The sequence below is a fragment of the Pseudorhodoplanes sp. genome, from assembly GCF_050250235.1.
Lineage (GTDB): Bacteria > Pseudomonadota > Alphaproteobacteria > Rhizobiales > Xanthobacteraceae > Pseudorhodoplanes.
Genome location: NZ_JBFWPA010000038.1, coordinates 30,708 through 57,559 on the forward strand (window position 1 = coordinate 30,708; position 26,852 = coordinate 57,559).

Annotated in this window: 30 protein-coding genes; 19 read left to right on the forward strand and 11 right to left on the reverse strand. The window is 63.3% G+C overall.

What is annotated here, in order from left to right:
- Positions 1 to 105 precede the first annotated feature (105 nt).
- From paaA to paaE, 5 genes are all read left to right on the forward strand, one after another.
- Entirely contained in the window at positions 106 to 1,107 is a 1,002-nt protein-coding gene (gene paaA / locus AB7F49_RS17625) for a 1,2-phenylacetyl-CoA epoxidase subunit PaaA (RefSeq protein WP_428524636.1), read from the forward strand.
- Between the two features lie 134 nt (positions 1,108 to 1,241).
- The gene (paaB, locus tag AB7F49_RS17630; RefSeq protein WP_428524638.1) at positions 1,242 to 1,529 is read left to right on the forward strand and encodes a 1,2-phenylacetyl-CoA epoxidase subunit PaaB; all 288 of its coding nucleotides are present in this window, start codon (positions 1,242 to 1,244) and stop codon (positions 1,527 to 1,529) included.
- Positions 1,530 to 1,593: 64 nt separating this feature from the next.
- A complete protein-coding gene (gene paaC / locus AB7F49_RS17635; protein WP_428524640.1) occupies positions 1,594 to 2,367 on the forward strand; it encodes a 1,2-phenylacetyl-CoA epoxidase subunit PaaC in 774 nt (257 codons plus the stop codon).
- Entirely contained in the window at positions 2,364 to 2,873 is a 510-nt protein-coding gene (gene paaD, locus AB7F49_RS17640; protein ID WP_428524642.1) for a 1,2-phenylacetyl-CoA epoxidase subunit PaaD, read from the forward strand. The genes paaC and paaD overlap by 4 nt, the downstream gene beginning before the upstream one ends.
- A gap of 7 nt (positions 2,874 to 2,880) precedes the next feature.
- Positions 2,881 to 3,960, forward strand: a complete 1,080-nt coding sequence (gene paaE, locus AB7F49_RS17645; protein WP_428524643.1) for a 1,2-phenylacetyl-CoA epoxidase subunit PaaE — start codon at positions 2,881 to 2,883, stop codon at positions 3,958 to 3,960.
- A gap of 167 nt (positions 3,961 to 4,127) precedes the next feature.
- On the opposite strand, the gene AB7F49_RS17650 is transcribed toward paaE, so the two are convergent.
- From AB7F49_RS17650 to paaG, 5 genes are all read right to left on the reverse strand, one after another.
- Entirely contained in the window at positions 4,128 to 4,322 is a 195-nt protein-coding gene (locus AB7F49_RS17650) for a hypothetical protein (RefSeq protein ID WP_428524645.1), read from the reverse strand.
- 90 nt (positions 4,323 to 4,412) lie between these two features.
- Positions 4,413 to 5,039: a TetR/AcrR family transcriptional regulator gene (locus AB7F49_RS17655; RefSeq protein WP_428524647.1), complete on the reverse strand. Its 627-nt coding sequence runs from the start codon at positions 5,037 to 5,039 to the stop codon at positions 4,413 to 4,415.
- Positions 5,039 to 6,349, reverse strand: a complete 1,311-nt coding sequence (paaK, locus tag AB7F49_RS17660; protein WP_428524649.1) for a phenylacetate--CoA ligase PaaK — start codon at positions 6,347 to 6,349, stop codon at positions 5,039 to 5,041. The genes AB7F49_RS17655 and paaK overlap by 1 nt, the downstream gene beginning before the upstream one ends.
- Before the next feature lie 4 nt (positions 6,350 to 6,353).
- Entirely contained in the window at positions 6,354 to 6,788 is a 435-nt protein-coding gene (gene paaI / locus AB7F49_RS17665; RefSeq protein ID WP_428524651.1) for a hydroxyphenylacetyl-CoA thioesterase PaaI, read from the reverse strand.
- Between the two features lie 2 nt (positions 6,789 to 6,790).
- The gene (gene paaG / locus AB7F49_RS17670) at positions 6,791 to 7,588 is read right to left on the reverse strand and encodes a 2-(1,2-epoxy-1,2-dihydrophenyl)acetyl-CoA isomerase PaaG (RefSeq protein ID WP_428524653.1); all 798 of its coding nucleotides are present in this window, start codon (positions 7,586 to 7,588) and stop codon (positions 6,791 to 6,793) included.
- A gap of 169 nt (positions 7,589 to 7,757) precedes the next feature.
- Between paaG and paaN the strand changes: the two genes are divergently transcribed.
- From paaN to AB7F49_RS17700, 6 genes are all read left to right on the forward strand, one after another.
- Positions 7,758 to 9,419, forward strand: coding sequence for a phenylacetic acid degradation protein PaaN (gene paaN, locus AB7F49_RS17675; RefSeq protein ID WP_428524655.1), 1,662 nt, complete (start codon positions 7,758 to 7,760; stop codon positions 9,417 to 9,419).
- Between the two features lie 41 nt (positions 9,420 to 9,460).
- On the forward strand, positions 9,461 to 10,612 hold the full coding sequence (locus tag AB7F49_RS17680) for an ABC transporter substrate-binding protein (RefSeq protein ID WP_428524657.1): 1,152 nt from the start codon (positions 9,461 to 9,463) through the stop codon (positions 10,610 to 10,612).
- A gap of 120 nt (positions 10,613 to 10,732) precedes the next feature.
- Positions 10,733 to 11,605, forward strand: coding sequence for a branched-chain amino acid ABC transporter permease (locus AB7F49_RS17685; protein WP_428524659.1), 873 nt, complete (start codon positions 10,733 to 10,735; stop codon positions 11,603 to 11,605).
- Between the two features lies 1 nt (position 11,606).
- Entirely contained in the window at positions 11,607 to 12,548 is a 942-nt protein-coding gene (locus AB7F49_RS17690) for a branched-chain amino acid ABC transporter permease (RefSeq protein ID WP_428524661.1), read from the forward strand.
- Positions 12,545 to 13,333 carry an ABC transporter ATP-binding protein gene (locus tag AB7F49_RS17695; RefSeq protein WP_428524662.1) on the forward strand — a complete coding sequence of 263 codons (789 nt, stop codon included), beginning with the start codon at positions 12,545 to 12,547 and terminating at the stop codon, positions 13,331 to 13,333. Before AB7F49_RS17690 ends, AB7F49_RS17695 begins: the two co-directional genes overlap by 4 nt.
- Entirely contained in the window at positions 13,320 to 14,021 is a 702-nt protein-coding gene (locus AB7F49_RS17700) for an ABC transporter ATP-binding protein (RefSeq protein ID WP_428524663.1), read from the forward strand. Before AB7F49_RS17695 ends, AB7F49_RS17700 begins: the two co-directional genes overlap by 14 nt.
- Before the next feature lie 114 nt (positions 14,022 to 14,135).
- On the opposite strand, the gene AB7F49_RS17705 is transcribed toward AB7F49_RS17700, so the two are convergent.
- Positions 14,136 to 14,612 carry an Lrp/AsnC family transcriptional regulator gene (locus AB7F49_RS17705; RefSeq protein WP_428524665.1) on the reverse strand — a complete coding sequence of 159 codons (477 nt, stop codon included), beginning with the start codon at positions 14,610 to 14,612 and terminating at the stop codon, positions 14,136 to 14,138.
- Between the two features lie 127 nt (positions 14,613 to 14,739).
- On the opposite strand from AB7F49_RS17705, the gene hppD reads away from it, so the two are divergent.
- Positions 14,740 to 15,861, forward strand: coding sequence for a 4-hydroxyphenylpyruvate dioxygenase (gene hppD, locus AB7F49_RS17710; protein WP_428524667.1), 1,122 nt, complete (start codon positions 14,740 to 14,742; stop codon positions 15,859 to 15,861).
- A gap of 101 nt (positions 15,862 to 15,962) precedes the next feature.
- On the opposite strand, the gene AB7F49_RS17715 is transcribed toward hppD, so the two are convergent.
- The gene (locus AB7F49_RS17715) at positions 15,963 to 16,442 is read right to left on the reverse strand and encodes a MarR family winged helix-turn-helix transcriptional regulator (RefSeq protein ID WP_428524668.1); all 480 of its coding nucleotides are present in this window, start codon (positions 16,440 to 16,442) and stop codon (positions 15,963 to 15,965) included.
- A gap of 210 nt (positions 16,443 to 16,652) precedes the next feature.
- On the opposite strand from AB7F49_RS17715, the gene AB7F49_RS17720 reads away from it, so the two are divergent.
- From AB7F49_RS17720 to AB7F49_RS17740, 5 genes are all read left to right on the forward strand, one after another.
- Entirely contained in the window at positions 16,653 to 17,906 is a 1,254-nt protein-coding gene (locus tag AB7F49_RS17720; RefSeq protein ID WP_428524669.1) for an ABC transporter substrate-binding protein, read from the forward strand.
- Between the two features lie 84 nt (positions 17,907 to 17,990).
- Positions 17,991 to 18,863, forward strand: a complete 873-nt coding sequence (locus AB7F49_RS17725) for a branched-chain amino acid ABC transporter permease (RefSeq protein WP_428524670.1) — start codon at positions 17,991 to 17,993, stop codon at positions 18,861 to 18,863.
- The gene (locus AB7F49_RS17730) at positions 18,860 to 19,867 is read left to right on the forward strand and encodes a branched-chain amino acid ABC transporter permease (RefSeq protein WP_428524672.1); all 1,008 of its coding nucleotides are present in this window, start codon (positions 18,860 to 18,862) and stop codon (positions 19,865 to 19,867) included. Before AB7F49_RS17725 ends, AB7F49_RS17730 begins: the two co-directional genes overlap by 4 nt.
- Positions 19,864 to 20,595 carry an ABC transporter ATP-binding protein gene (locus AB7F49_RS17735; protein WP_428524673.1) on the forward strand — a complete coding sequence of 244 codons (732 nt, stop codon included), beginning with the start codon at positions 19,864 to 19,866 and terminating at the stop codon, positions 20,593 to 20,595. Before AB7F49_RS17730 ends, AB7F49_RS17735 begins: the two co-directional genes overlap by 4 nt.
- Positions 20,595 to 21,299: an ABC transporter ATP-binding protein gene (locus AB7F49_RS17740; RefSeq protein WP_428524674.1), complete on the forward strand. Its 705-nt coding sequence runs from the start codon at positions 20,595 to 20,597 to the stop codon at positions 21,297 to 21,299. The genes AB7F49_RS17735 and AB7F49_RS17740 overlap by 1 nt, the downstream gene beginning before the upstream one ends.
- Positions 21,300 to 21,323: 24 nt before the next feature.
- On the opposite strand, the gene AB7F49_RS17745 is transcribed toward AB7F49_RS17740, so the two are convergent.
- Complete coding sequence (locus AB7F49_RS17745) at positions 21,324 to 21,569, reverse strand: hypothetical protein (RefSeq protein WP_428524675.1); 246 nt, start codon at positions 21,567 to 21,569, stop codon at positions 21,324 to 21,326.
- Between the two features lie 220 nt (positions 21,570 to 21,789).
- Between AB7F49_RS17745 and gstA the strand changes: the two genes are divergently transcribed.
- On the forward strand, positions 21,790 to 22,410 hold the full coding sequence (gstA, locus tag AB7F49_RS17750) for a glutathione transferase GstA (RefSeq protein ID WP_428524676.1): 621 nt from the start codon (positions 21,790 to 21,792) through the stop codon (positions 22,408 to 22,410).
- A 139-nt stretch (positions 22,411 to 22,549) separates the two neighbouring features.
- Here gstA and AB7F49_RS17755 read toward each other — a convergent pair whose 3' ends face one another.
- Positions 22,550 to 23,251 (reverse strand): fumarylacetoacetate hydrolase family protein, encoded by a 702-nt coding sequence (locus tag AB7F49_RS17755; RefSeq protein WP_428524677.1) that lies wholly within the window; start codon positions 23,249 to 23,251, stop codon positions 22,550 to 22,552.
- Positions 23,252 to 23,384: 133 nt separating this feature from the next.
- Here AB7F49_RS17755 and AB7F49_RS17760 point away from each other — a divergent pair, with 133 nt between their 5' ends.
- On the forward strand, positions 23,385 to 23,648 hold the full coding sequence (locus AB7F49_RS17760) for a glycine zipper domain-containing protein (RefSeq protein ID WP_428524679.1): 264 nt from the start codon (positions 23,385 to 23,387) through the stop codon (positions 23,646 to 23,648).
- Between the two features lie 73 nt (positions 23,649 to 23,721).
- On the opposite strand, the gene AB7F49_RS17765 is transcribed toward AB7F49_RS17760, so the two are convergent.
- The gene (locus tag AB7F49_RS17765; RefSeq protein WP_428524681.1) at positions 23,722 to 25,515 is read right to left on the reverse strand and encodes an ABC transporter ATP-binding protein; all 1,794 of its coding nucleotides are present in this window, start codon (positions 25,513 to 25,515) and stop codon (positions 23,722 to 23,724) included.
- A 110-nt stretch (positions 25,516 to 25,625) separates the two neighbouring features.
- On the reverse strand, positions 25,626 to 26,612 hold the full coding sequence (gene galE, locus AB7F49_RS17770) for a UDP-glucose 4-epimerase GalE (RefSeq protein ID WP_428524683.1): 987 nt from the start codon (positions 26,610 to 26,612) through the stop codon (positions 25,626 to 25,628).
- Between the last annotated feature and the right edge of the window lie 240 nt (positions 26,613 to 26,852).

A 26,852-nucleotide genomic window follows, 5' to 3' on the forward strand; every position in this document is an offset into this window, starting at 1 on the left:
AATATTACAGAAAAACTTGACTGATAATTATTTCGTAATATTATAAGGCTTCTCAAGTTCAAGGATCGGGGGTAACCCGGCAACAGGCGAAGCGGAGAGACGCTCATGTACACGCAATCGCTCAATACCCGTGAAGCGCATGCTGCCGAGGACCCGATCCGCGAGGCGCTTTTTCAGGCGCGGGTCGACGCCGAAGAAAAGATCGAGCCCAACGACTGGATGCCGGACGGCTATCGCAAGACGCTGGTGCGGCAGATTGCGCAACATGCCCATTCGGAGATCGTCGGCATGCATCCCGAGGGCAACTGGATCACCCGTGCGCCGTCGCTGAAGCGCAAGGCCGCGCTGCTCGCCAAGGTGCAGGACGAGGGCGGCCACGGCGCCTATCTCTATGCCGCCGCCGAGACGCTCGGTGTGTCGCGCGAGGAACTGGTCGCACAGCTTCTCAATGGCAAGCAGAAATATTCCTCGATCTTCAATTATCCGACGCTCTCCTGGGCGGATATTGGCATCATCGGCTGGCTGGTCGACGGCGCAGCCATCATGAACCAGATTCCGCTGTGCCGCTGTTCCTATGGTCCCTATGCGCGTGCGATGATCCGAATCTGCAAGGAAGAGAGCTTCCACCAGCGCCAGGGCTACGAGATCATGGTCACGCTCTGCCGCGACGGCACGCCCGAGCAGAAGGCGATGGCGCAGGAGGCGCTGGATCGCTGGTGGTGGCCGGTGCTGATGATGTTCGGCCCGTCCGACAAGGATTCGCAGCATACCGACAAGTCGATGCGCTGGAAGATCAAGCGTTTCACCAACGATGAACTGCGCCAGAAATTCGTCGATGCAACGGTGCCGCAGGGCCATTATCTCGGGCTGACCTTCCCGGACAAGGATCTCAAGTTCAACGAAGCGACGAAGCACTGGGATTATGGCGAGATCGACTGGGCCGAGTTCAAGCGGGTGATCCAGGGCGATGGCCCCTGCAATCGCCAGCGGATGAAGCAGCGCCAGGATGCGACCGACAATGGTGCTTGGGTGCGCGAGGCTGGGATGGCCTATGCGCAAAAGCGCAAGGCGCGTCGTGAGGCCGCGATGAAGGTGGCGGCGGAGTAACGCCGATCTGTCGTCGCCCGCCAACGGGTCCGCGCGAAGCGCGGCCCGATGACAGGCTCAGGTGGGCGACCCAGTTTTCACAGCCGCGCTGGATGTCTCGCCTTCGGGGCATGACAGGGAAACAGGTGGAAGCAATGACCGAACAAAATATCCCGCTCTGGGAAGTCTTCATCCGCAGCCGCACCGGGCTCGCGCATCGCCATGTCGGGTCGGTGCATGCGGTCGATCCCGAGATGGCATTGCAGAATGCACGCGATGTCTACACCCGCCGCGGCGAGGGGCTGTCGATCTGGGTGGTGCCGTCCTCCGCAATCACGGCATCCGACCCGGCCGACAAGGATGCGCTGTTCGAGCCGACCGCTTCGAAAATCTACCGGCATCCGACCTTCTACGAAGTGCCGGATGAAGTCGGGCATATGTGACTTCAACCCTCGCCACCACTCGCTGCGCTCGCGGGGGGAGGGGAGCAGAAAAGCGAAGCCGAAAATGCAGACCGAAACCCCGCTCTTCGACTACACGCTTCGGCTTGCCGACAACGCGCTGATTCTCGGGCATCGCGTATCGGAATGGGTCGGTCAGGCGCCGGTGCTGGAGGAAGACCTCGCACTCGGCAATCTCGCGCTCGACCTGATCGGTCAGGCGCGCGCGTTCTATACCTATGCCGGCGAGGTCGAGGGCAAATCCAAAGGGGGCCCGGGGCGGGACGAGGACGCGCTCGCCTACCTTCGCGATGCGCCCGCGTGGCGCAACGTGCTGCTGGTCGAGCAGCCGAACGGCGATTTTGCCCAAACGATCATCCGGCATCTGCTTTATTCGGCCTTTGTGCATCCGTATTTCGAGGCGCTGTCGCGATCGAAAGACGAAGCGCTCGCCGCCATCGCCGCCAAGGCCGTGAAGGAGATGGCCTATCATGTCCGGCATACCGGCGAATGGACGATACGGCTGGGCGACGGCACCGACGAAAGCCATCGGCGCGCGCAGCACGCGCTGGAGGAACTCTGGCCTTTCACCGGTGAATTGTTCGAGACCGATCAGATCGAACGCGCACTGATCGAGAAAGGCATCGCCGTCGATCCGGCGAGCGTGCGCGCGCGCTGGTCGAGCACGCTTGATCATGTTCTTGATGAAGCAGCGCTCACGCGCCCGCGCGACGGCTACATGCAGAGCGGCGGCCGCAGCGGCCGTCACAGCGAGCATCTCGGCTTTATACTGACAGAGCTGCAATTTCTGCAGCGCACCTATCCTGGAGCGAAGTGGTGACCGCAGCAAACCTCGCGGTCGATGCCGGCGAGCAACTCGCCCGCGCCTGGAAGGCAGCCGAAGCCGTGGTCGATCCGGAGATTCCGGTTCTGACCATCGCCGATCTCGGCGTGCTGCGCGACATCCGGGTCGTGGACGGCTTTATCGAGGCGACGATCACGCCGACCTATTCGGGGTGTCCGGCGATGAACCTGATCGCGCTCAATCTGGAACTGGCGCTGGAGGAAGCCGGATTTCTGATGCCGCGTATCAAGACCGTGCTTTCGCCAGCCTGGACCACCGACTGGATGACCGATTCCGGCAAGGCCAAATTGAAGGAATACGGGATTGCGCCGCCCGCCGGAAAGGCTTCTCGCCGCGCCTTGTTCGGCGAGGAGGAGGTCGCATGCCCGCGCTGTGGCTCAACGGATACCGAGCGCATCGCCGAATTCGGCTCGACATCTTGCAAGGCGCTCTGGCGTTGCAGGGCCTGCGCCGAACCTTTCGATTATTTCAAGTGCATATGAGGCTGCGATGGCTGTCGCGTTTCACACGCTGAAAGTCGCCGATGTCCGGCGCGAAACGCCGGATGCGGTGTCGATCGCATTCACAGTACCGCCGGACCTTGCCGATGAATACCGCTTTCATCCCGGCCAGCATCTGACCCTCCGGCGCAGATGCGACGGCGAGGACATCCGCCGTTCGTACTCGATCTGCACCGGACTCGACGATCGTGAATTGCGTGTCGCCGTGAAGAAGGTCGATGGCGGCGTGTTCTCGACGCTCTGCAACGAGGCGATCCGGCCGGGCGACATGATCGAGGTGATGACGCCGCAGGGCCGCTTCGGCGTCATGCCCGATCCGGGAGCCACGCGGAATTATCTTGCGGTCGCGGCCGGCTCCGGCATCACACCGATCCTGTCGCTCCTGCGCAGCGTGCTCACGCGCGAGCCGAACAGCCGCTTCATGCTGATCTATGGCAACCGCACGGCGAAGGATATCATCTTCAAGGAGGCGCTGGAGGATCTGAAGGACCGCTTTCTCGGGCGGCTTACCGTGCATCATGTGTTGTCGCGCGAGCAGCAGGAGATCGAATTGTTCAACGGCCGTATCGATGCGGACAAGATCGAGATGCTGCTGAAATCTTTCGTGCCGGCCAGCAAGATCGACCATGCGTTCCTGTGCGGACCCGGCGCCATGATCGAGGACGCCAATGCGGCGCTGAGGCGCCTGGGGACGCCCGACGGCAATATCCATATCGAATACTTCTCGACCGACGGCATTCCGGTCGCGCCGCGCCGGGTTGCTTCAGCAGCCGGTGCCGCCGAGCAGCCGGTCGCGCATGCGCATGTCACGTTGCATGGTTCGGCTTACAACATCCCGATGCTGGAGGGCGAGACGGTGATCGATGCCGGCGAACGCCTGGGTCTCGAAATGCCGTATTCCTGCCGCGGCGGCATGTGCTGCACCTGCCGCGCGAAGCTCGTCTCAGGCAAGGTCGAGATGGCGCTGAACTATTCGCTGGAGCCGTGGGAAAAAGAGGCGGGCTATGTGCTCACCTGCCAGGCGCGGCCGCTGACCCCGGAAATCGTCGTCGATTACGACGAGGTGTGAAGCGGACTGAGACCTCCGCTGCTCAATTTTCCTCGTTGCGGCCTTCGCTGGAGGATGATGTCTGCAATTGCGGGGCGGAAGAGCGGCAGTCTGTCTGGCGGCTGCCGCCGATCCGGTTGCCGAGGCGGTCTTTCGCGCCGGAGCAGGAAGCTCCTTCGCGCGCCGGCCTACTTTTTCATGCAGTCGGCGATGAAGGCCTTGCGCTGGGTCTTTTCGACAAGATTCTTGGACTTCGCCTCGGCCTGGCAGGCGTCCTTCTTGGCGCGGATTGCCGCCTTGTCAGGCTGGGTTGCGGTCTGGGCGATTGCGGACGGGGCGAAAGCGGCGATCATGAACGCAGCCAGAAGTGCCGTCTTGGACATGGGGAGGTCCTCTGTTGGATTAAGCGTCGCCAGCGATGGATTGCGACAACGGTAAAATTGAGGCGGCGGCCAGTGTCGGGCGGGGGCCGGTTATGCGCGGCGCTGTGCACTCGTGGATCGCGGTGCCGAAAGCGCTTGCGCGCCCTCGACGAGAACGGTGGTGGCGAGATCGGCGTAGTCGTCGCGGCTCATCGCGCCCTGTTCGCGAAACCACATGTAGTGCCAGTTCAGCATGCCGAACAGCGACATGGTCACGGGCTTGAGCAAACTCTTGTTCCGGCCGATCGCCGGCAGCACGTCTCCGATCGCTTCGGCGAAGGTCGCGACCAGATCGCGCTCCATGCCGATCAGCACCTTCTGCCGGTCGGGTGGAAGCTTCGACATTTCGTTGATCTGGATCTTGTGCTGTTGATCGGCATCGCGATAGGCGTCGAGCAGCGCGCCGACAAGCGCACGCAGCCGCGGGCGCGGTGCCAGAGTCCGGTCGATCGCCTGCGTCGCATCGAGCAGTTCCTGAAGATGGACGCTGAGGATGTCGAACAGCAGCGTCTCCTTGCCGACATAGTAATGATAGAGCAGCGCCTTCGACACGCCGCAGGCCGCCGCCAACTCCGCCATGGAAGTACGGTCATAGCCGTTCAGCGCGAACAACGCCGCGGAGCGGTCGAGGATCGCGCGGCGCTTGATGTCGTGGTCGGCGGAACGGGGGCGGGCCATCAGTCCTTCGGCCTCTTGTCGATCACGCGGCGCGCCTTGCCGACGGAACGCTCGACCGCGCCCGGGTCTCCGACCAGCACCTTCACGCCGATGCCGACATTGTTGCGGATATGCGCCGCGAGCGAGGCGCCTTCCGCATCGCGTTCCGCGGTGCCATGCACCTCCGGCCTCGCCTCGACGAACAGGGTTGCAACATCGAGCCGGTCCTCGCGGGTCAGTTCGATCAGGTAGTGCGGCGACAGCCCCGGGCAGCGCAGCAGCAATTCCTCGATCTGGGTCGGAAACACATTGACGCCACGGATGATCATCATGTCGTCGGAGCGTCCGGTGACCTTCTCCATCCGGCGGTGCGTGCGGGCGGTGCCCGGCAGCAGGCGGGTCAGGTCCCGAGTGCGATAGCGAATGACAGGCAGCCCTTCCTTGGTCAGCGTCGTGAAGACGAGTTCGCCCTTGTCGCCGTCAGGCAGCGGCCTGCCGCTCTCCGGATCGATGATTTCCGGATAGAAATGGTCTTCCCAGATGTGCAGACCGTCCTTGGTCTCGACGCATTCGTTGGCGACTCCCGGTCCCATCACCTCGGACAGCCCGAAAATGTCGACCGCGTCCATCGCGAAGGCGTCCTCGATTTCCGCGCGCATCTGGTTGGTCCAGGGCTCGGCGCCGAATATCCCGATCGAGAGCGACGACTCGCGCGGATCGATGCCCTTGGCGCGGAATTCGTCGAGGATCGCGAGCATGTAGCTCGGCGTCACCATGATGATGTCCGGCTTGAAATCGCCGATCAGTTGGACCTGCCGTTCGGTCATGCCGCCGGAGATGGGGATCACCGTGCATCCGAGGCGTTCGGCGCCGTAATGTGCGCCGAGTCCGCCGGTGAACAGCCCATAGCCATAGGCCACATGAACCTTCATTCCGGGCCGTCCGCCCGAAGCTCGGATCGAGCGCGCCATCAGGTTCGCCCAATTGTCGATATCGGCCTGGGTGTATCCGACGACCGTGGGCTTTCCGGTGGTGCCGGAGGAGGCGTGGATGCGGACGATCCTGTCCTGCGGGACTGCGAACATGCCGAACGGATAATTCTCGCGCAGGTCCGCCTTGGCGGTGAACGGGAATTTCGCGAGGTCTTCGAGCCGCCTGAAGTCGGACGGACTTACGCCGGCGGCGTCGAATTTTTTCCGGTAGGCCTCGACATTGTCATAGGCATGCTTCAGCGACCAGGCGAGGCGCTGCGTCTGCAAGGCCGCGATCTCGTCGCGGGAGGCGGTTTCAATCGGCTCCAGCCCGTAGGGCTTGTAGGATGCGTCGACCATGGCTCTATGCCTTCTGGGCGGGAAGCAAGGCGCCTTCGATGGTGCGCGAGTGACCACGGAATTCCGCGATCACGGTGCCGTCCTCGCGCGTGACGGTGATGTCGTAGATGCCCGACCGTCCGGCGCGGTGGCGCTCGACGCCCCTGGCGATCAGACGATCGCCAAGCCTCCCGGCCGCAAGAAACGTCACCGCGCAATGCTGGGCCACGGTGCGCTGGTTGTAGGTGTTGCAGGCAAAAGCGAACGCGGAATCTGCGAGCGTGAAGATAAATCCGCCATGCGCGATGTTGTGACCGTTCACCATGCGGTCGGTGATCGTCATCGCCAGCGTTGAACGGCCCGGCTCCACGGAGATCAGTTGCATGCCGAGCCCCTTGCTCGCCGAATCCTCAGCCCACATCGCGTCTGCGCATGCGCGTGCGATTTCGCCCGCGTCCATCCTCAGGACCCCTTCTCGCCGGTGAAGTTGGGCGCACGCTTGTCCATGAAGGCGCGCACGCCTTCGGCGTAATCCGGGCTCGAACCGGCGCTGCGCTGCAGGTCGCGTTCGAGATCGAGTTGCGCGGACAGGTCGTTGGTCTCGGAAGCATCGAGCGCGCGCTTGATCAGCGACAAGCCGTAGGTCGGGCCTACGGCGAACCGCATGCAGATTTCATTCGCTGCTCCGATCAACTGGTCATCCGGCACAGATTTCCAGATCAGCCCCCAGCTTTCCGCTGTTTCCGCCGGCAGCGGGTCGGCAAGCATCGCAAGGCCGCGCGCCCGCGCCGGCCCAACCAGCCGTGGCAGGAACCACGTGCCGCCGGAATCGGGCACCAGACCGATCTTCGCAAACGCCTGCAGGAACATTGCGGACTTCGCCGCCAGCACGATGTCGCAAGCCAGCGCGATATTGGCGCCGGCTCCGGCGGCAACGCCGTTCACCGCCGCAATCACGGGAAATGGCAGCGCCCGCAATTTTCGGATCAGCGGATTGTAATATTGCTCCAGTGTGCCGCCGAGCACGATGGTCTCGCCGGGTTTTGCGAGGCGGTCATTGAGATCCTGGCCGGCGCAGAACCCGCGGCCGGCGCCGGTGATCATCAATGCGCGGCAGGCGGGATCGGCCTCCGCATCGTCGAGCGCCTTTTTCAGCGCCACATGCATGTCTTCGGTGAATGAATTCAGCCGCTGCGGCCGGTTGAGCGTGATGACGCGATAGCCGACGCGCATATCGACGAGAACGGAACTCTCGTCCATCCGAAATCCTCCCCGATGCGGCGCATTGGTGCGCTCTGAGCTGTTCTCTCACCCTGCGACGGCCAAGGTACTTGACTGACCGTCCGGTCGGATAATTAATATGGACCAGACATGCGGGTGTCAACGCGGCCGGATTTGACAACGGCCCAGCATCCGCCGGGAGGACGGCATGAGTTTTTTCGAGGCGCATCGCGCGCGACTCGAACAGGCGGTCGAAGCCTGTCGTAGTCGCAGCTACTGGAGCGCCTATCCGGAAGTCGCGAGCGGCAAGATTTACGGCGAGACTGCGAAGGCGGATGGAGAAGCCGCGTTCAAGGCGCTACTCGGCAAACCTTTCGATCTCGGTGATGGCGGCACCAGGCAGGTCGGCCGCGAAGTATCGCCCTTTGGCATGGCGCTCGGTATCACCTATCCGGCGGCCGATCCCGATGTGCTTATCGAGAGCGCGATCAAGGCGGGCGAATCATGGGCGCGCGCCTCGATCGAGGATCGCGTGGGGGTCTGTCTCGAGATCGTCGAGCGCATCAACCGCCAGAGCTTCCTGATCGCCAACGCCGCGATGCACACGACCGGCCAGGCCTTCATGATGGCATTCCAGGCTGCGGGTCCCCACGCGCAGGACCGTGCGCTCGAAGCGATCGCCTATTCCTATGACGAAATGATCCGGGTTCCGCGTACGGCGAACTGGTCAAAACCGCAGGGCAAGGGCGATCCGATTGTGCTCGACAAGAGCTTTCGCATCGTGCCACGCGGCGTCTCCCTGGTGATCGGCTGCGCTACCTTTCCGACCTGGAACGGATATCCCGCGATTTTCGCAAGTCTCGCCACCGGCAACAGCGTGATCGTCAAGCCGCATCCGGGTGCGATCCTGCCACTGGCCATTACGGTCAAGATCGGACGCGAGGTGCTGAAGGAGGCGGGCTTCGACCCGAATGTCCTGACGCTTGCTCCCGACGAGGCGGATGCGCCGGTTGCGCAGGAGCTTGCCGCGCATCCTGGCGTTGCGATCGTGGATTTCACCGGGTCGCCCGCTTTCGGTCAGTGGGTGCGCGAGAATTCCGCGACCGGTCTGGTGTTCACCGAGGAGGCCGGCATCAACGCCATCGTCATCGATTCCACCGACGATTTCCGCGGCATGTGCAGCAATATCGCGTTCTCGCTGTCGCTTTATTCCGGGCAGATGTGCACCGCGCCCCAGAATATTTTCGTGCCTGCGGCCGGAATCGAGACCAATGACGGGCATAAGAGCTACGACGAGGTCGCTTCGGCCATCGGCAGCGCGATCGACAGATTGCTCGGCGATCCGGACCGCGCCGCCAACATTCTCGGTACGATTCAGAACGAGGCGACCGCCAAGCGGGTCGACGCCGCGCGCAAGCTCGGCCGCATCGTGCGCGATTCCGCTCCCGTTCCGGTCGCCGGCTTCGATCAGGCGCGGACCGCTTCGCCGCTCCTGCTCGCGGTCGACGCCAAGGACGACCGCGCCTGGGGCGAGGAGCGCTTCGGCCCGATCGCGTTCGTGATCCGGACCGAGTCGACCGGTGAATCCATCGCGCTCGCCTCGCAATCGGCGCGGCGCAAGGGTGCGATCACCGCTTCGCTCTACACGACGAGCGACGCCGTGATCGATGATGCGGCCGACGCTTTCGCGCGCGCAGGTGTCGCATTGTCGGTCAATCTGACCGGCGGCATTTATGTCAATCAGTCCGCGGCGTTTTCGGATTATCATGTGTCCGGAGCCAATCCGGCCGGCAATGCCTGCCTCACGGATTCGGCCTTCGTAGCCAATCGTTTTCGCGTCGCCCCGATGCGGCGCCAGAAAGCCGCCTGAAACGTCGAGAATGAAATGTCGAGAAAGTCCAAGGGAGGAAGATGATGAGTCTCGTAACCAGATTGCTCGCCGCCGCCGCGGCGATGGTGTTGACGATGCCGCTTGCGCTGGCACAGGCGCCGATCAAGATCGGGGCGGTGCTGTCGGTGACCGGGCCGGCCTCGTTCCTCGGAGATCCCGAGAAGAAGACGCTGGAAATGTATATCGCCGACATCAACGCGAAGGGTGGCGTGGCCGGCAGAAAGCTGGAGGCGGTCATCTATGATGATGTCGGCGATCCCAACCAGGCGCGTACCTTCGTGACGCGGCTGATCGAGCAGGACAAGGTCGATGCGCTGCTCGCCGGTTCCACCACGGCGACCGCGCTGGCGATGATTCCGCTCGCGGAAGAGGCCGGCATCCCGCTGATCAACTTTGCCGGCGCGGTGCAGGCGGTGCATCCGGTCAAGAAGTGGAATTTCAAGACCCCGCATACCGATCTCATGGCCTGCGAGAAGATTTTCGAGGACATGAAAAAGCGCAATCTGACCAAGATCGCGGTCATCGCGGGTGCGGATGCGTTCGGAAAGTCGATGCGCGACCAGTGTATGACCGTGAACAAGAAATACGGCATCGAGGTCCTGCACGAGGAAACCTACCAGCCGCGCGACAACGACATGACGGCGCAGCTTACCAATATCAAGGGTAAGGCCGGCGTGCAGGCCGTGCTCAATCCGGGCTTCGGGCAGGGCCCTGCAATCGTGACGCGCAATTACAAGCAGCTCGCGATTCCGCATCCGCTCTACCAGAGCCACGGTGTCGGCTCCAAGCAGTTCATCGAGCTTGCGACGCCGGCTGCCGCCGAGGGTGTTCGTCTGCCGGCGGCGGCGCTGCTGGTCGCAGACAAGCTGCCCGACAGCGATCCGCAAAAGAAGGTCGTGACCGAATACAAGAAGACCTACGAAGGCAAGACCGGCCAGCCTGTCTCCACGTTCGGCGGGCACATGTATGACGGCCTGATGATTCTGGTGGAGGCGATGAAGCGCGCCGGCGGCCCTGACAAGGCGAAAGTGCGCGACGAAATCGAGAAGACCAAGAACTTCATGGGCACCGGCGGCATCGTCACCATGTCACCGACCGATCATCTCGGCCTCGACCTCAACGCGTTTCGCATGCTGGAAATCAAGAACGGCGACTGGACGCTGGTGAACTGACGGGGGCTTCCGCCGAAATGTCCGATGGCCGGGCTTGTCCCGGCCATCGGCGTCCTGTTTGATGCGGCGTCGCGCGAAAGCCGGGCCGGGCGCGCGGAAAGAGGGGATCCAGGCCGCAGCATGCCCGAATTTCTCCAGTTCGTCTTTTCCGGTCTGACCATCGGCGCGATTTATGCTTTGGTCGCGCTCGGATTCACCCTGATCTACAATGCCTCCGACGTGATCAATTTCGCGCAGGGCGAATTCGTCATGATCGGCGGTATGGTCACGTTCTTCGCGGTGGCCGCCGGCATTCCGCTCCCGATCGCCGCTCTGATCGCCCTTGTCGCCGCGGTGGTGATCGGCGTGCTGCTGCACCAGCTCGCCATCGAGCCGGCCAAGGGCGCCTCACCGGTCACCCTGATCATCATCACCATCGGTGCCTCGATTTTCCTGCGCGGCGTCGCCTCGGTGGTATTCGACAAGAATTATCACTCCTACCCGGCTTTCGTCGGCTCTGAGCCGATCCGGATCGGTGGCGCCACCATCCTGCCGCAGAGCCTGATCGTGCTTGGCGGCACGCTTGCGATCGTGGTCGCGCTTTGGGCGCTCGGGACCCGGACCATGATCGGCAAGGCGATGACCGCGACCGCCGCGAACCGGCTCGCCGCGCGGCTGGTGGGCATCAATACCGGCGCGATCGTCGGAATTTCGTTCGCGCTGTCGGCCGCGATCGGGGCGATCGGCGGTATCCTCGTGACGCCGATCACGCTGACGAATTATGACGTCGGAACGCTGCTGGCGCTCAAGGGCTTCGCCGCGGCGATGCTCGGCGGGATCGGCCACCCGCTTGGTGCGGTGGTCGGCGGGCTGCTGGTGGGACTGCTCGAGACCTTTGGCGCGGGCTACATCTCGTCCGCCTACAAGGATGCCGCGGCCTTCCTGGTCATCCTTGGCGTCCTGTTTGTCATGCCGCAGGGGCTGTTCGGCAAAGCCAGCATCGAGCGTGTCTGACATGCCGGGATTCTGGCGCACATACGGTGTGGTGTTCGTGGTCGCGGCGATCGTGGTCGCGCTGCCCCATCTCGTGCCGACCACGTTCTATCTGCGGATCGCGGCGCTGGTCTTCATGTTTTCCCTCGCGGTGCTCGGCATCAATCTCTTGATGGGTTTCGCGGGACAGGTGAGTCTCGGACATGCCGGATTTTTCGGCATCGGCGCCTACGCAGTCGCGGTACTGCCGACCCATTTCGGCATCCCGTCCTGGATCGCACTGATCGCGGGCGTGATCGCGGCGGGATTGCTGGCGTTCATCATCGGCCGCCCGATCCTGAAGCTGAAAGGCCATTATCTTGCGGTGGCCACCCTCGGCATGGGCATCCTGATCGCGATGGTGTTCACCAACGAGGCCCGCTTCACCGGCGGGCCCGACGGCATGCCAGTGCCGCGGCTGGTGCTGTTCGGCTGGACCGCCCGCGGCTCCGAAACCTGGTACTGGATTTCCGGTGCGACGCTGGTGCTCGCCGCGCTGCTCGCGGTGAATCTCATCGATTCGCCGACCGGGCGGGCGTTGCGCGCCATTCATGACAGCGAGGTCGCATCGCGCGTGCTGGGAATCGATGTCGCCCGCTACAAGCTGATCGCGTTCGTGCTGTCGGCGATCTATGCGGCGGTTGCCGGCGCCTATCTCGCGCTGTTCGACGGGCTCGTCACGCCGGCGACCGCAGGATTCCTGCGCTCGATCGAGTTTGTCACCATGGCCGTATTGGGCGGGCTTGGCTCGATCATGGGCAGCATCGTCGGCGCCGCTCTGCTCACGATCCTGCCCCAGGTGTTCACGGTGTTTCACGATTACGAACACATTGCGCTCGGCCTTGCCATGATCGTGTTCATGATCTTCCTGCGCGCCGGCATCGTGCCGAGCCTCGCCAGTCTGTTCCGGCGGAGCCCGTCATGAGCGTGCTCGCCACCGAAGGGCTTGGCATCGATTTCGGCGGCGTGCGCGCCGTCGACGAGGTGTCGTTCTCGGTCCGGGAAGGCGAAATTTTCGCGATCATCGGTCCGAATGGCGCCGGCAAGACCACACTCTTCAACATGATTTCCGGCCTTTATCGCGCGCCGCGTGGCAAGGTCTCGCTCGCCGGCCAGGATGTCACCAACTTGCCGGCGCATGAACTGGCGGCGCGCGGGCTGTCGCGGACCTTCCAGAATCTCCAGATATTCTTTCGCATGACGGCCCTGGAAAATGTGATGGTGGGCCGTCACCTGCACGAGAATCGCAATGTGTTCGCGCATCTGCTCCGCCTGCCGAGCGTCGTGTCGCAGAACCGTGCGAGCCGAAAGCGTTCGGCGGAGCTGCTCGATCTCGTCGGTCTGAGCAGGATGGGAACGAGGCCTGCGGGCGAACTGCCTTACGGCGCATTGAAACGGCTCGAAATTGCGCGCGCGCTGGCGTCCGAGCCAAAGGTGCTCCTGCTGGACGAGCCTGCCGCCGGCTGCAACGCGGTCGAAACCGCCGAAGTCGACGCCGTGATCCAGAAGATCGCGGCGCAGGGCGTCACCGTGGTGCTGGTCGAGCATGACATGCGACTGGTGATGAAAATCTCCAACCGCATCCATGTCCTCGATCAGGGCCGCACGCTGGCTGAAGGCAGCGCGCAGGAGGTTCGTGCAAACCCGGCGGTGGTCGCCGCCTATCTCGGTGCCGATGCGAGCGGGGAGGCGGCCGATGCTCGTCATTGACAATCTGTCCAGCCGCTATGGCCGCATCGAAGTGCTGCACGGTCTGTCGCTGGCGGTGAATGCCGGCGAGATTGTCACGCTGGTCGGCAGCAACGGCGCCGGCAAGACCACCCTGCTGCGCGCGATCTCCGGCGTACAGCCGGTCTCCGGCGGGTCGATCCGCTTTCTCGGCAACCCGCTCGACCGCGTCGCCCCGCATGTTCGGGTCGCGCGGGGAATCGTTCAGGTTCCGGAAGGACGCCAGGTATTCGCACCTCTGTCGGTCGAGGACAATCTCAGGCTCGGCGCATGGACGCGCAAGGATTCCGAGATCGCAACCGATATCCAGGGGGTGTACGCAACCTTCCCGGTTCTCGCCGAGAAGCGGGCAATCGCCGCCGGCTCGCTTTCGGGCGGTCAGCAGCAGATGCTGGCCATGGGGCGCGCACTGATGGCGCGGCCGAAGCTGATGCTGCTCGACGAACCGTCGATGGGACTTGCGCCCATCCTGGTCGACCAGATTTTTTCGATCGTCGCCGGTCTGAAGCGGCAGGGCATCACCGTGCTGCTGGTCGAGCAGAATGCCTATGCCGCGCTCGCGATCGCCGACCGGGGTTATGTGCTCGAGACCGGACGCATCTCCCATTCCGGCACTGGGCGGGAATTGCTGAACGACACGCGTGTGCGCGAGGCGTATCTCGGCGTGTGAGAGCCCGTCGAACCTGACTCCGCTCGTCCCCGCGAAGGCGGGGACCCAGTCCTTTGGCTTTCTGGATTCCCGCTTTCGCGGGAATGAGCGGGAGACAAAAGGCGACCGCGCGCGCTATCCGATCGGCAGCTTGGCTTCGTCCTTCAGCGTCTCCAGCACGATGCTGGAGCGCACCCGCTCCACCGCCTCGTGCGGCAGCAGCACATCGTTGACCAGCGCCGACAGCGCGCGCAGATCGGTTACGATCACCTTGAGCAGGTAATCGGAATCGCCGGTCAGCGCATGCGTCTCCTGCACCATCGCAAGCGTCGCCACCAGATCGCGGAAGCGCCGCGCATTATTCCGGGAATGGGTGGCCAGCGCGACGAAGATGAAGACCGTGATGCCGAAGCCGAGCAGGGCGGGATCGAGATCGGCCCGATAGCGCCGGATCACGCCGGCCTGTTCGAGCCGCTGGCGGCGGCGCGAGCATTGCGACGGTGACAGCCGCACAACGTCGGCGAGTTGCTGATTGGTGAGGGCGCCGTTGTCCTGCAGCGCCGACAGGAGCTTCAGGTCTGCGTCATCAATGATGACGGATTCTTGCAGCATTTTGCAGTCTCATGCGCAGATCATGCGCAATATAGCAGTTTAGAAAGGAATTTGCACGATTTTTGCGGCCGATCTCGGTTATACTGAAAGTCAGAAGAACAACACATCTTGCACAGGAGACCGCCCGATGGGTCCGTTCCCCCACGACGCGCCGGCCGCCGTCATCTCCGAATCAAATCCGATGGGCACCGACGGCCTCGAATTCGTCGAATACGCCCATCCCGAGCCCGAAAAGCTCGGCAGGCTGTTCGAGACCATGGGTTTCACCCTGGTCGCCAAGCACCGTTCCAAGAACGTGCAGCTGTGGCGGCAGGGCGACGTGAATTTCGTGGTCAACGCCGAGCCGGATTCATTCGCGCAAAGGTTCGCGGCCGAGCACGGGCCCTGCGCCTGCGCGATGGCGTTTCGCGTCGTCGATGCGAAGAAGGCCTATGATCGCGCACTGGCGCTTGGCGCCGAGCCCGGCGAAACCAGTGTCGGGCCGATGGAACTTGCGATCCCGGCGATCAAGGGCATCGGCGGCTCGCTCCTGTATTTCGTCGACCGCTACGGCGAGAATGGTTCGATCTGGGACGTGGATTTCGTCTGGACCGGTGAGCGTGATCCGAAGCCGGAAAAGTGCGGTCTGTATTATCTCGATCACCTCACCCACAACGTGCAGCGCGGCCGCATGGACCACTGGGCCTCATGGTACCAGAAGCTGTTCAATTTCCGCGACATCCGCTTCTTCAACATCGAGGGCAAACTCACCGGTCTGATCTCGCGTGCGATGACATCGCCGTGCGGCAAGATCCGCATCCCGATCAACGAGTCGCTGGACGACAAATCGCAGATCGAGGAATACCTGCGCGAATACAAGGGCGAGGGCATCCAACACGTGGCGATGGGGTGCCGCGACATCTACGAGAGCGTCGCGAAGCTTTCCGCCAATGGCCTGCCGTTCATGCCGCAGCCGCCTGAGACTTATTACGAGAAGGTTGACGACCGAGTGCCGGGTCATGGCGAGCCGGTGCATCACCTCAGGAAGCACGGCGTGCTGATCGACGGCGAAGGAGTCGTGGACGGCGGCATGACCAAGGTGCTGCTACAGATTTTCTCCGGCACCGTGCTCGGTCCGATCTTCTTCGAGTTCATCCAGCGCAAGGGCGATGACGGCTTCGGTGAGGGCAATTTCCGCGCGCTGTTCGAGTCGATCGAGGAAGACCAGATCCGCCGCGGCGTGCTCAAGGCGGATCAGGACGCGGCGTAACGGAGCGACGCATCAATGATCCGTTCGTCGCCGCGAAGGCCGGGACCCGGAGCAGAAGAAAGCCTGGATGCCCGCATTCGCGGGCATGAGCGGAGTGTGGGTCATTTTCTCACAAACACCTGCAACAACTCCAGCACCTGCGCGCGCGCGTCCGGTCCAAGTTTCTCCGTCAGCCGCGCTTCATGGCGCGCGGCCAGCGCCTTGGCGCGCCTGAGCATTTTCTGACCTTCCCTTGTGAGTTGCAGCGCATGGGTGCGACGGTCGGTCGGAGAGGGCAGGCGTTCGGTCAGTCCGCGCCGCTGCAGATGGTCCAGCATGTGAACGAGCCGCGCGCGCTCGATCGCCAGCCGGTCGGCAAGCTCGGCTTGCGAGAGCCCGGGATTGGCGCCGATCACCACCAGCACCGAATATTGCGCCGGCCGCAGATCGATCACCGAAAGGGTGCGGATGAAATCCTGAAACACCCAGACCTGCGCCCGGCGCAGCGAATAGCCCAGATGCGAGGTCAGCACGTCGAGATCGACGATACGGCGGTTCTTGCGGTCGCGCGGCAGCGGGACTGCGGCAGGGCTTTCGGTCACGCGATCCTCCCGGAGCCCGGTTCGATCCGGACGTGAATTGTTGTTCTCAACACTGATTGTGCTATACAACAATATGTTGTAACGGGAAACCGCGCTCGATGCGCGGGCCGATGCTGCGGAAGTCGGGCATTGCAAGTCGGGCAAAACAATAAGAAAAAGGCATCAATCACGGTCCCGAGGTCAGCGGACCAGTCAGGGAGGAGTTAACTTATGTCCATCAAATCTCGTCAGCCGCGCGTCACGCGACGCACCTTTGCCGCAGGGCTTGGAGCAACCTTCGGCGCCGCCGGCATTGTGGCGGGTACCGCGCCGTTCAACCTAGGCCGCGCCCAGGGCGCGCCTCTGAAGGTCGGCGTTCTGCTGCCGCGTTCCGGTTTCCAGGCCGGCATCGGCCAGGATTGCCAGCGCGGTGTCGACGTGGCCGCCGGGCTTCTCAAGGACGCCGGCATGCCCGCTCTTCAGATCATGAACGGCGACACCGAATCCGACGTTCAGATCGCCCGCGCGCAGGCCGAGAAGCTCATCAACGAAGGCGCCCAGCTTCTGGTCGGTGCATTCGATTCCGGCCAGTCGACCGCCATCGCGCAGGTCGCCGAGCAGCGCGGCATCCCGTTCGTGATCAACATCGCCGCCGCCCCCCCGATCACCGAGCAGGGCTACAAGTTCGTATTCCGCAACTTCCCGGTGGCCGGCCGCATCCTGATGGATGCATTCGAGAACCAGAAGGAAATCTTCGAGCAGACCGGCAATACGCCGAAGACGGTGACGCTGCTGCACGTCAACGACACGTTCGGAACCGCGATGCAGAAGGGCATGTCGGGCATCCTCCAAAAGGTGCCGATGCCGTACAAGGTCGTGGAATCCATCGCCTACGATCCGAAGGCGCGCGATCTGTCGGTTGAAGTCGCCAGGGCAAAAGGCACCAAGGCCGACGCTCTGCTGGTCGTCAGCCGTCTGAACGATGCCATCCTGCTCACCCGCGAACTCATCAAGCAGCGCTGGGATGGCATGGGTGTGCTCAGCATGGGCCCGGGCTGGTACGAGGACCAGTATCTCAAGACCCTCGGCAAGCTCTCCGACGGTCCGCTCAGCTTCGTGCCCTGGTACGATCCGAACAAGAAGATGACCAAGGCGCTGACCGCGGCGCTCGCCAAGGCGCATCCGGACGTGAACCTGAACACCAACCATGTCTACACCTTCGAAGCGTTGCTGGTTGCGGCGGACGCCTACAAGCGAGCGGCATCGGCCGATCCGAAGGCGCTCGCCGACGCGATCCGCGCCACCAACATCACGGACAACGTGTCGCCGGGGCCTGGAATCCAGTTCGACGCCAAGGGCCAGAACGACAAGCTGCGCAACTCGGCGATCCAGAATCGCGGCGGCAAGCTGGTGACCGTGGCGCCGAAAGGCGCGACCGACGCGAAGGCGGAATGGCCGGCAACGCCCTACAACAAGCGTAGCTGACGAATCTCAACGACATGACACGCTCCGGCCGTGAACCGGCCGGAGCTCATTCGTCAGCCGAATTGGCCTCGCGGGATCGGGCTCTTGCCAACCGAAATCTATTTCAACGTCGCGATCAGCGGTCTTCTGACCGGGCTGATCTACGGGCTCAGCGCGCTCGGACTCTCGGTCATTTTCGGCGTCATCCGCATCGTGAATTTCGCGCACGGCGAAATCATGGTGCTTGCCATGTTCCTCACGCTGGTGATGTTCCGCCGGCTGGGGATTGATCCCTTGATCGCGCTGCCGTTCGTGGCGGTGGTGCTGTTCTGCTTTGGTTACCTGCTGCAGGACTGGGTGATCCGGCGGGTGGCGCACGTCGCCGACCATTTCCAGTTTCTGCTGATGGCGGCGATCGCGGTGGTGCTGATTGCCGTGCCGCTGATGATCTTCGGCCCGGACGCGCAGGGCGTGAACGTGCCCTATGCCTATGACTCGTTCCAGATCGGTCCGCTGATCATCGACAAGGTGCGCCTCTATGCCGGCGTTGTGGCGCTGATCGGCTCCGCGGCGATGTTCGCGTTTTTCAAATATACCGACACCGGCAAGGCGATCCGTGCCTGCGGCGACAATCATACCGGCGCGCTGGTGGTCGGCCTCAATGTCCGCCATCTGTTCGCGCTGACCTTCGCGATCGGCTGCGCCTGCCTTGGCGTGGCAGGCGCGATCCTGATCATGATCGTCGACGTGCATCCCTATCTGGGACCGCCCTATACGCTGCTTGCCTTCATCATCGTGATCGTCGGTGGCATGGGCAGCCTGCCGGGCGCGCTTCTGGGCGGCATCCTGATCGGCGTGTCGGAGGCGATGGCCGGCATCATTCTGCAACCGTCGCTGAAGACCGCGTTCAGCTTCGCGCTTCTGATCCTGGTGCTTTTGTTCCGGCCGCAGGGTCTGCTCGGCAAGGTGCAGCGATGAGCCGATTGTTCGACGGTGTGCCGGCGCACGGGCTCGCCTTGCTGGCGGTGTTTGCGGTCGCGCTGACGGCGGCACCGTATTTCGTCAGCAATTATGTTCTCAGCGTCCTGATCATCGTTCTGTATTTCGCCTATGTCGGTCAGGCCTGGAACCTGATGATCGGCTTTGCGGGCCTGCTTTCGCTCGGGCATGCGCTGTTCGTCGGCATCGGTGCCTATGCCAGCGCCGCGCTTTTCATCAAGTTCGGCATCCCGCCGCTGATCGGGATGTTTGCATCCATCACGCTTGCGATGGTGATGGGCTGTTTCATCGGCTATCTTGGCTTCCGCTTCTCGATCGGCGGCGTGTATTTCGCGCTGCTGACCATCGCCTTTGCCGAGTTCACCGGGATCATGGTGGATCACACCCGCTGGCTCGGCGGCACCGAGGGGCTGTTCCTTCCGGTGACCAATCGTGACACCGTCGATCTGATCAATCTGCGCGGCTCGCCGGTCATGTTCTATTACGTGATCCTGACGCTGACCGGACTGGCGCTGGTGCTGTGCCGGCTGCTGCTGAATTCAAAGCTCGGCTATTACTGGCAGGCGATCCGCGAGGATCAGCAGGCCGCAGAGGCCAGCGGCATCCATCTGTTCAAATACAAGATGATCGCGGTCGCGATCTCGTCCGGCCTTACCGGCATCGCCGGCGTCTGGTACGCTTTCTACTACAACAACCTGTTCCCGGAATCGACGTTCGGCACCAACCGTTCGATCGAATTGATCCTTGGCACCATCGTCGGCGGCGTCGGTACGCTGTTTGGCCCGATCGTCGGCGCCTTCCTGTTGACGCCGCTCGGCGAATTGCTGACCGGCCTGACCGAAGGCACGCGGATCGACGGCATCAAGCAATTCTTCTGGGGCATTTGCGTCGCGGTGATTGTGCTGTTCCGGCCATCCGGCGTCTGGCCGTGGATCGCCGGCGTGCTCCGGCTCGACCGGAAGTCGGATGGAGGCCGCTCATGAGCGCGGCGTCGCTTTCGGTTCGCGGCATTTCGAAAAGCTTCAGCGGTCTGCGTGCCGTCGACAATGTCTCGTTCGACGTCAAGGCCGGCGCGATCCAGGCGCTGATCGGCCCGAACGGCGCCGGCAAGACCACGGTCTTCAACATGATTGCAGGGGTGTTCCGCCCCGACACCGGCGACGTGCTGCTCGATGGCAAATCACTGGTCGGCAAGCGTCCGGACCAGATTTGTCATGCCGGTGTCGGCCGCACCTTCCAGATCGTGCGGCCGTTCAACGATCTGACGGTCGAGGAGAATGTCGCGGTCGGCGCGCTGGCCTGGACCGACGATGTGCAGGAAGCGCGGGATTACGCAAACGACGTTCTCAGGCTTCTCGGCCTCGACGACAAGCGGGGCGCGCGCCCGACCGGCATCACCCTGCCCGACCGCAAATGCCTGGAGGTCGCCCGTGCGCTTGCGACCAAGCCGAAGATCCTGCTGCTCGACGAGGTGATGGCGGGCCTGCGTCCGACCGAGACCGACCGCATGGTCAGCGTGTTCCGCAAGCTCAATGACGATACCGGCGTTACCATCCTGCTGATCGAGCATGTGATGCGGGCGGTGATGGCGCTGTCGGCGCATATCGTGGTGGTGAATTATGGCAAGGTGATCGCGGAGGGCCCGCCCGAATTGGTCACCCGCGATCCCGACGTGCTCGCCTGCTATCTCGGCGCGGAGGCGGTGCACTGATGCTGACCGTTGACGGCATCGATGTCTTCTACGGCGACGCTCAGGCGCTCGACGGAGTTTCGGTCGAGGTGCCGAAAGGCGCGATTGTTGCGATCGTCGGCGCCAACGGCGCCGGCAAGACCTCGCTGATCCGTACCATCGCCGGCATGGTCCGGCCCGCCGCCGGCCATATCCGGTTTCACGGCGAGGAGATCGCCGGTCTGCCGAGCTACAAGGTCTGCAATCTCGGCATCGGCCAGGTGGCGGAGGGCCGCCAGATTTTCCCCAGTCTCTCGGTGTCCGAGAATCTCGACATGGGTGCGATGCTGCCGCGCGCCCGCGCGGCCCGCGCCAAGAACCGCGAACGCGTGCTCGCCATGTTCCCTCGCCTGGGCGAGCGTTCCGCCCAGGCGGCGGGCACGCTTTCGGGCGGGGAGCAGCAGATGCTCGCGATCGGCCGCTGTCTGATGGGAGAACCCGAACTGGTGATGTTCGACGAGCCGTCGCTCGGTCTGGCGCCGGCGCTGGTGCAGGAAGTGCTGGCCACGATCCGCGATCTCAATCGCGACGGGCTGACCTGCGTTCTGGTGGAGCAGAATGTGGCGGTATCGCTGAAGCTCGCGAGCCGCGCCTATGTGCTGGAAAACGGCCGCATCACGCTGACCGGTTCGGGCGAGGAATTGCTCGCGGATGATCGCGTCCGGCAGGCCTATCTCGGCATGTAGCGATCAGCCATCGGGATCATGCATCTAGCGGCGCATCAGGGCGTTGAGCGCCGAAACCCGCACCGTCAGGGGAGAATCCGGAAACAGGCTGCGCAAATGCCGCAACGCCTGCGAGGCGCTTGCGGGCTGGGCTTCGACCAGCGCATGCGCCATGGCGCGTGCCAGCTGGGTTTCGGACTGTCCTGTCATGAAAGCCGGAGCCAGGGTCACCTCGCCGAAAGGATCTGGCTCGGCGATCCGAACGGTCCTGCGGGTTGCAAGCATGGTCATCAACGTCCTCACAACGTCTGTCCTGTTCCGGCCCGGCTGCAACGCGGCATATCTGATTTGGTTCCGGTTTGGGAATCCCCTTCGTGATATTTTTCTGACGTCGGATCAATGGTTTGCGCAATTCCGCCGGTTCAGGGCAAGATCGCGCCAGGCATTTGACGAACGACGCCAGGCTCGGCAAACCGGGCCAAGCGGGGCCGCGCGCCCCAGGGAGGAAGAGATGAAGTTGTACTACGCACCCGGCGCCTGCTCGCTTGCCGTCAATATCGCGCTGCACGAGGCCGGGATTTCGTTCGACCTCGAGCGGGTCGACAACAAGGCCAAGGTCACGAAGGGCGGCGAAAACTTCTGGGATGTGAACCCGAAGGGCGTGGTGCCGGTCCTCAAGCTCGACAGCGGCGAGATCATGACCGAGGCGCTCGCGCTTCTTCAGTACGTTGCCGACCAGAAGCCCGAAGCCGGGCTGATGCCGAAGGCCGGCACCGCGGATTATTACCGTGCGCTGGAATGGCTGACTTTCATCGCGACCGAACTGCACAAGCAGTTCACTCCGCTGTTCAAGGATGGCACGCCCGGCGACTACCGGGTGATCGCCAAGGAGAATGTGCTGAATGCCTTCAAGCATGTCGACGAACGACTAGCCGGAAAGCAATGGCTGGCCGGCGATCGCTACTCGGTCGCCGACATCTATCTGTTCGTGGTGTCGAACTGGGCGCGCTTCCAGGACATCGACATCGCGCAATGGCCGAACCTGAACGATCTGCGCAATCGTATCCGTGCGCGGCCAAAGGTGCAGGATGCGATGAAGGCGGAAGGCCTGATCAAGCCGGCAGCGGCTTGATCGTCGCCGGTGTGTCCCGGGCGCAGCGCAGCACGACGTGATGCGCTGCTGAACCGGGACCCATTGCCGCAATTCCGGATAGGCCCCGGCTCTGCGGTGCACCACTTCGTGCTGCACCGCGTCCGGGGCACAAGCGCCGTCAGGACTTCGGCTTGCCGATGGTCACCGATAGCGAACCGATGCCCTCGACCTCGCATTCGATCTTGTCGCCGACATTGACCTGGCCTACGCCTGCCGGGGTGCCGGTCATGATGATGTCGCCCGCGGCAAGCTCGACCATCTCCGACAGCTTCCAGATCGTCTCCGGTACGTTCCAGATCATCTGGTCGAGATCGCCGTCCTGCTTCACGACGCCGTTCAGCTTCAGCGAGATGCGGCCCTTGGTCGGGTGGCCGATCTGCGAGGCCGGCACGAGTGGCCCGCACGGGGCCGACGCATCGAACGCCTTGCCGATTTCCCATGGCCGTTTGACTTCGCGCGATGCGATTTGAAGATCGCGGCGGGTCAGGTCGATGCCGACGCCGTAGCCCCAGATGCAGTCATTCGCCTTGTCCGGCTGGATGTTCAGTCCACCGGATTTCAGCGCCACCACGAGTTCGACCTCGTGGTGCATGTCCTTGGTCAGCGGCGGGTAGGGCACCACGCTGCCGTCCGGCACGATCGCATCGGCCGGCTTTGCAAAGAAGAACGGCGGCGCGCGCTCGTCCTGCCCCATCTCGCGAATATGCTCGATGTAATTGCGGCCAACGCACCAGATGCGGCGCACCGGAAATTTTTCGGATGAGCCTTTGACCGCAAGCGCTGCCTGCGGCGGCGGAGGTATGACGTAACGGTCGCTCATAGCCGTTGATGCTTTTTTGTCACAAGGAGCCGGAGATCGGCGGAAAAAGCGGCACGCGGTCTTGATTGCATTGGCCGCAGGCGGGGCCTCCGCATAGCATGGCCGTGGGGGGCGTCAAAGCGGGGAGGGAGCAGTGAAGAAATTCCTGCTGCTTTGCGCCATGTCGGTGTTGCTTTCCGGATGCTACACATTGCGTGAGCAATATGTAGCGACGGGCGCCGTCATTGGCGGTGCAACCGGTGCCATTATTGGCGGAGCGACCTCGGGCGGAAGCGCCGCTCTTGTCGGTGGCGCGATCGGTGCTGGCGCCGGCGCACTGATCGGCGCTGCGATTGCGCCGCCCAACGAGTGCTGGATCCGCACACGGCGTGGGCCGCGACGCGTGGCCTGCTACTGAGAACGAGTTTGCTTGAGCGGGGGCCGTTGGTGGACGCCGGGATTGGGGGATCCCGGCGTCCGCTGGTTTTCGGCTATTCCGCTGCGGCGGGCGCGCCGGGGAATTCCTGCGCCTGCAATTGCAGCCGGTAGAATGACGCATAGCGGCCCCTGTTGCGCAGCAATTCGTCGTGGCGGCCCGATTCGGCAACCACGCCGTCCTCGATCACGAAAATGCGGTCGGCATGGGCGACCGTATGCAAGCGGTGTGCGATCACGATGGTGGTGCGCCCCTGCGTCAGATGCGTGATCGCGTCCTGCACCAGCCGTTCGGATTCCGAATCGAGTGCGGCGGTGGCCTCGTCGAGCAGGATCAACCGGGCATCGCGGATCAACGCGCGCGCGACGGCGATACGCTGGCGCTGGCCGCCGGAAAGCTGCAGCCCCTGTTCGCCGGTATGGGTGTCGTAGCCGTTCGGGAACGACACGATGAAGTCGTGCGCGTTGGCGGCCTTGGCCGCGGCAATGATTTCGTCCTCGGTCGCGGCGTCCTTGCCGAAGGCGATATTGTCGCGGATCGTACCGTGGAACAGGAACACGTCCTGTCCGACATAGGCGATCTGCTGGCGCAGCGAGTGGCGCGATACATCCGCGATATTCTCTCCGTCGATGGTGATCGTGCCGGATTGCGGCTCGTACAGGCGCAGGATGCTGTTGAGAATGGTCGATTTGCCGCCGCCCGATGGGCCGACCAGCGCGGTCATCTGCCCGGCTTCGGCCGTGAGCGAGAGCCCGCGGAGCACCGGCTCCTTCTCCCGATAGGAGAACCACACGTCGCGGAATTCGACCTGTCCCCTGGCCATGACAAGCTTCGGCTTGTCGCTGTCGGCAGGCTCGGTGGAGGGCGCATCGATGATGTCGAACAGCTGGCGCACGCCGATCAGGCCGGCATTCAGCTCGATGTTCAGGCGCGCGAGCCGCTTGGCCGGCTCATAGGCCAGCAGGAAGGCGGTGATGAAGGAGAAGAACTCGCCCGGCGTTGCGTTCATCTCGATGGTTCGGTAGCCGCCATAGATGACGCCCATGGCGATGGCGACGCCGGCGAGCGCTTCCATCATCGGGCTCGACCGGTTCGAGACCCGCGCCATCTTGTTGGCTTCGTTCTCGACCGTTGCGACATTGTCGTAATAGCGCTTGCGCAGCCGGTCTTCGAGCGTGAAGGCCTTCACGATGCGGATGCCCTGCACGGTCTCGTGCATGGTCTCGAACAGCCGTGTGCCGCCGGTGAACTGCGCCTTTGCCACGAGTTTCACGCGGCGCACGAGCTTGCGGATCATCCACAGCGCCGGCGGCGCGATGATCGCAGCGGAAATCGACATCACCGGATCCTGGATCACCATCACCGTGGCGAGCCCGACCAGAGACAGGAAGTCGCGGCCTACGGCGGTGATGAGCAGGTTCAGAACCTGCATTGCCGAGACCGCGCCGGTCGAGAGCCGGTGCAGGAATTCCGAGGAATGCCGCTCGGCGAAGAAGGCGAGATTCTGGTTCATCAGCCGGTCGAACAGCTTGCGCTGATTTTCGGCGATGATGGCGTTGCCGACGCGCGACAGGATCACCGCCTGGAAATAGGTGGCGGCACCCCGGGCGCAGAAAATGACGATGGTGAAAAGGCCGATCACCACGATCGCGTGGAAACTGCGATCCACATAGGCCTTGTTGACGATCGTTCCCATCAGATAGGCGATCGCGGCGGTACCGCCCGCAGAGATCGCCATGAAAAAGAACGCTGTGGCGTACGACTTCCAGTGCTTCGCGCCGTATTCGGTCACGAGCCGGCGTATCAGCTGATAAGAACTTTCCTTGTCGGCCGGGGCGGAAGGCACCATCGATTCCACTTGGTAAAAAGGCCGGACAGCCAGCCAGCCGGCTACCTGCCCGCTTGGGGGGCAGATTTCAAGCCTGCAGGCCGGATGTGACGCCGCCCTGCAAGGAAGGTCTACGAATTCCGTGCCCGCAGCCTCTGTTCCCATGCGAGCGCGCCGCCGACGATGGTGCCGAGATCGTCGTACCGGGGCACCCAGCCCAGCACCGAACGCGCCCGCTCGGAGGCGGCCACGATCTGCGCCGGATCGCCCGGCCGCCGATCCGCCAGTTCGACGCGGAAATCGACGCCTGACAAGCGCTTTACCGTGTCGATGACCTCGAGGACCGAATAGCCATGCCCATAGCCGCAATTGAACGTGGCGGAGGAGCCGCCCGCGCGCAGATGGCGCAACGCGTCCGAATGCGCCCGCACCAGATCGCTGACGTGAATATAGTCGCGGATGCAGGTGCCGTCGGGCGTCGGGTAATCCGTGCCGAATACGTCCATCTTCCGGCGCATGCCGAGTGCGGTCTGGACCGCCACCTTGATCAGGTGCGTCGCCGCGGGCGTCGATTGCCCGGTGCGCATCAGCGGATCGGCGCCTGCGACATTGAAATAGCGCAGGATGGCGTATGTGAGGGGATGGGCGATCGCGGCATCGCGCAGGATGATTTCCGTCATCAGCTTCGACGAACCATAGGGTGACATCGGGTCCGGAACGGCATCCTCCGCTACCGGGACGGATTTCGGATTGCCATACACCGCAGCGGTCGACGAAAACACGAAATGCTTCACCCCGCCTTTGACCGCGGCCTCGATCAGGGTGCGGGAATTGGCGGTGTTGTTGCGGTAATAGCCGAGCGGATCGGCGACCGAATCCGGCACCACGATCGAGGCGGCGAAATGGATGATGGTCTCGACCCCATGCCGCGCGATGATCGAGCGGGCCAATTCCTCGTCGCCGGTATCGCCCTCGTAGACCGTCACGCTGTCGGGTATCGCCCAGCGAAATCCGGTGGACAGGTTGTCGAGCACGACCACCGTTTCGCCGGCATCCAGCAATTCGTAAACCATGTGGCTGCCGATATAGCCGGCGCCGCCGGTGATCAGGACGGTCATGACGGACCTCTCCGCAAAAGAATCGGGCCAGCATAGGCGAGGGCCATGAAAAATGGGTAAGAAGAGGCTCAATTCCGCGTTGGTGCCCCGCCTTGACCGATCTCGACGCCATCATCCCGAATCTGCACTGGAACTATACCGGCGTGACCGCGACCAATCGCATGATCGCGCCGCAGCTGTCCCGGCTCGCGAGCATGCGGTGGTTCGGGCCGGATGCGCCGGATGGCGTCGAGACCATGC

Coding starts and splice junctions, on each gene's coding strand:
- AB7F49_RS17735 (WP_428524673.1), top strand. CDS start 19,864: ATGAGCGCGGCGTCGCTTTCGGTTCGCGGCATTTCGAAAAGCTTCAGC.
- AB7F49_RS17680 (WP_428524657.1), top strand. CDS start 9,461: ATGATGAGTCTCGTAACCAGATTGCTCGCCGCCGCCGCGGCGATGGTG.
- AB7F49_RS17755 (WP_428524677.1), bottom strand. CDS start 23,251: ATGAGCGACCGTTACGTCATACCTCCGCCGCCGCAGGCAGCGCTTGCG.
- paaC (WP_428524640.1), top strand. CDS start 1,594: ATGCAGACCGAAACCCCGCTCTTCGACTACACGCTTCGGCTTGCCGAC.
- AB7F49_RS17650 (WP_428524645.1), bottom strand. CDS start 4,322: ATGTCCAAGACGGCACTTCTGGCTGCGTTCATGATCGCCGCTTTCGCC.
- AB7F49_RS17705 (WP_428524665.1), bottom strand. CDS start 14,612: ATGCTGCAAGAATCCGTCATCATTGATGACGCAGACCTGAAGCTCCTG.
- AB7F49_RS17720 (WP_428524669.1), top strand. CDS start 16,653: ATGTCCATCAAATCTCGTCAGCCGCGCGTCACGCGACGCACCTTTGCC.
- AB7F49_RS17745 (WP_428524675.1), bottom strand. CDS start 21,569: ATGACCATGCTTGCAACCCGCAGGACCGTTCGGATCGCCGAGCCAGAT.
- paaA (WP_428524636.1), top strand. CDS start 106: ATGTACACGCAATCGCTCAATACCCGTGAAGCGCATGCTGCCGAGGAC.
- AB7F49_RS17740 (WP_428524674.1), top strand. CDS start 20,595: ATGCTGACCGTTGACGGCATCGATGTCTTCTACGGCGACGCTCAGGCG.
- paaB (WP_428524638.1), top strand. CDS start 1,242: ATGACCGAACAAAATATCCCGCTCTGGGAAGTCTTCATCCGCAGCCGC.
- AB7F49_RS17655 (WP_428524647.1), bottom strand. CDS start 5,039: ATGGCCCGCCCCCGTTCCGCCGACCACGACATCAAGCGCCGCGCGATC.
- paaI (WP_428524651.1), bottom strand. CDS start 6,788: ATGGACGCGGGCGAAATCGCACGCGCATGCGCAGACGCGATGTGGGCT.
- AB7F49_RS17695 (WP_428524662.1), top strand. CDS start 12,545: ATGAGCGTGCTCGCCACCGAAGGGCTTGGCATCGATTTCGGCGGCGTG.
- paaN (WP_428524655.1), top strand. CDS start 7,758: ATGAGTTTTTTCGAGGCGCATCGCGCGCGACTCGAACAGGCGGTCGAA.
- AB7F49_RS17700 (WP_428524663.1), top strand. CDS start 13,320: ATGCTCGTCATTGACAATCTGTCCAGCCGCTATGGCCGCATCGAAGTG.
- hppD (WP_428524667.1), top strand. CDS start 14,740: ATGGGTCCGTTCCCCCACGACGCGCCGGCCGCCGTCATCTCCGAATCA.
- AB7F49_RS17765 (WP_428524681.1), bottom strand. CDS start 25,515: ATGGTGCCTTCCGCCCCGGCCGACAAGGAAAGTTCTTATCAGCTGATA.
- paaG (WP_428524653.1), bottom strand. CDS start 7,588: ATGGACGAGAGTTCCGTTCTCGTCGATATGCGCGTCGGCTATCGCGTC.
- paaE (WP_428524643.1), top strand. CDS start 2,881: ATGGCTGTCGCGTTTCACACGCTGAAAGTCGCCGATGTCCGGCGCGAA.
- gstA (WP_428524676.1), top strand. CDS start 21,790: ATGAAGTTGTACTACGCACCCGGCGCCTGCTCGCTTGCCGTCAATATC.
- paaK (WP_428524649.1), bottom strand. CDS start 6,349: ATGGTCGACGCATCCTACAAGCCCTACGGGCTGGAGCCGATTGAAACC.
- AB7F49_RS17685 (WP_428524659.1), top strand. CDS start 10,733: ATGCCCGAATTTCTCCAGTTCGTCTTTTCCGGTCTGACCATCGGCGCG.
- AB7F49_RS17690 (WP_428524661.1), top strand. CDS start 11,607: ATGCCGGGATTCTGGCGCACATACGGTGTGGTGTTCGTGGTCGCGGCG.
- AB7F49_RS17730 (WP_428524672.1), top strand. CDS start 18,860: ATGAGCCGATTGTTCGACGGTGTGCCGGCGCACGGGCTCGCCTTGCTG.
- galE (WP_428524683.1), bottom strand. CDS start 26,612: ATGACCGTCCTGATCACCGGCGGCGCCGGCTATATCGGCAGCCACATG.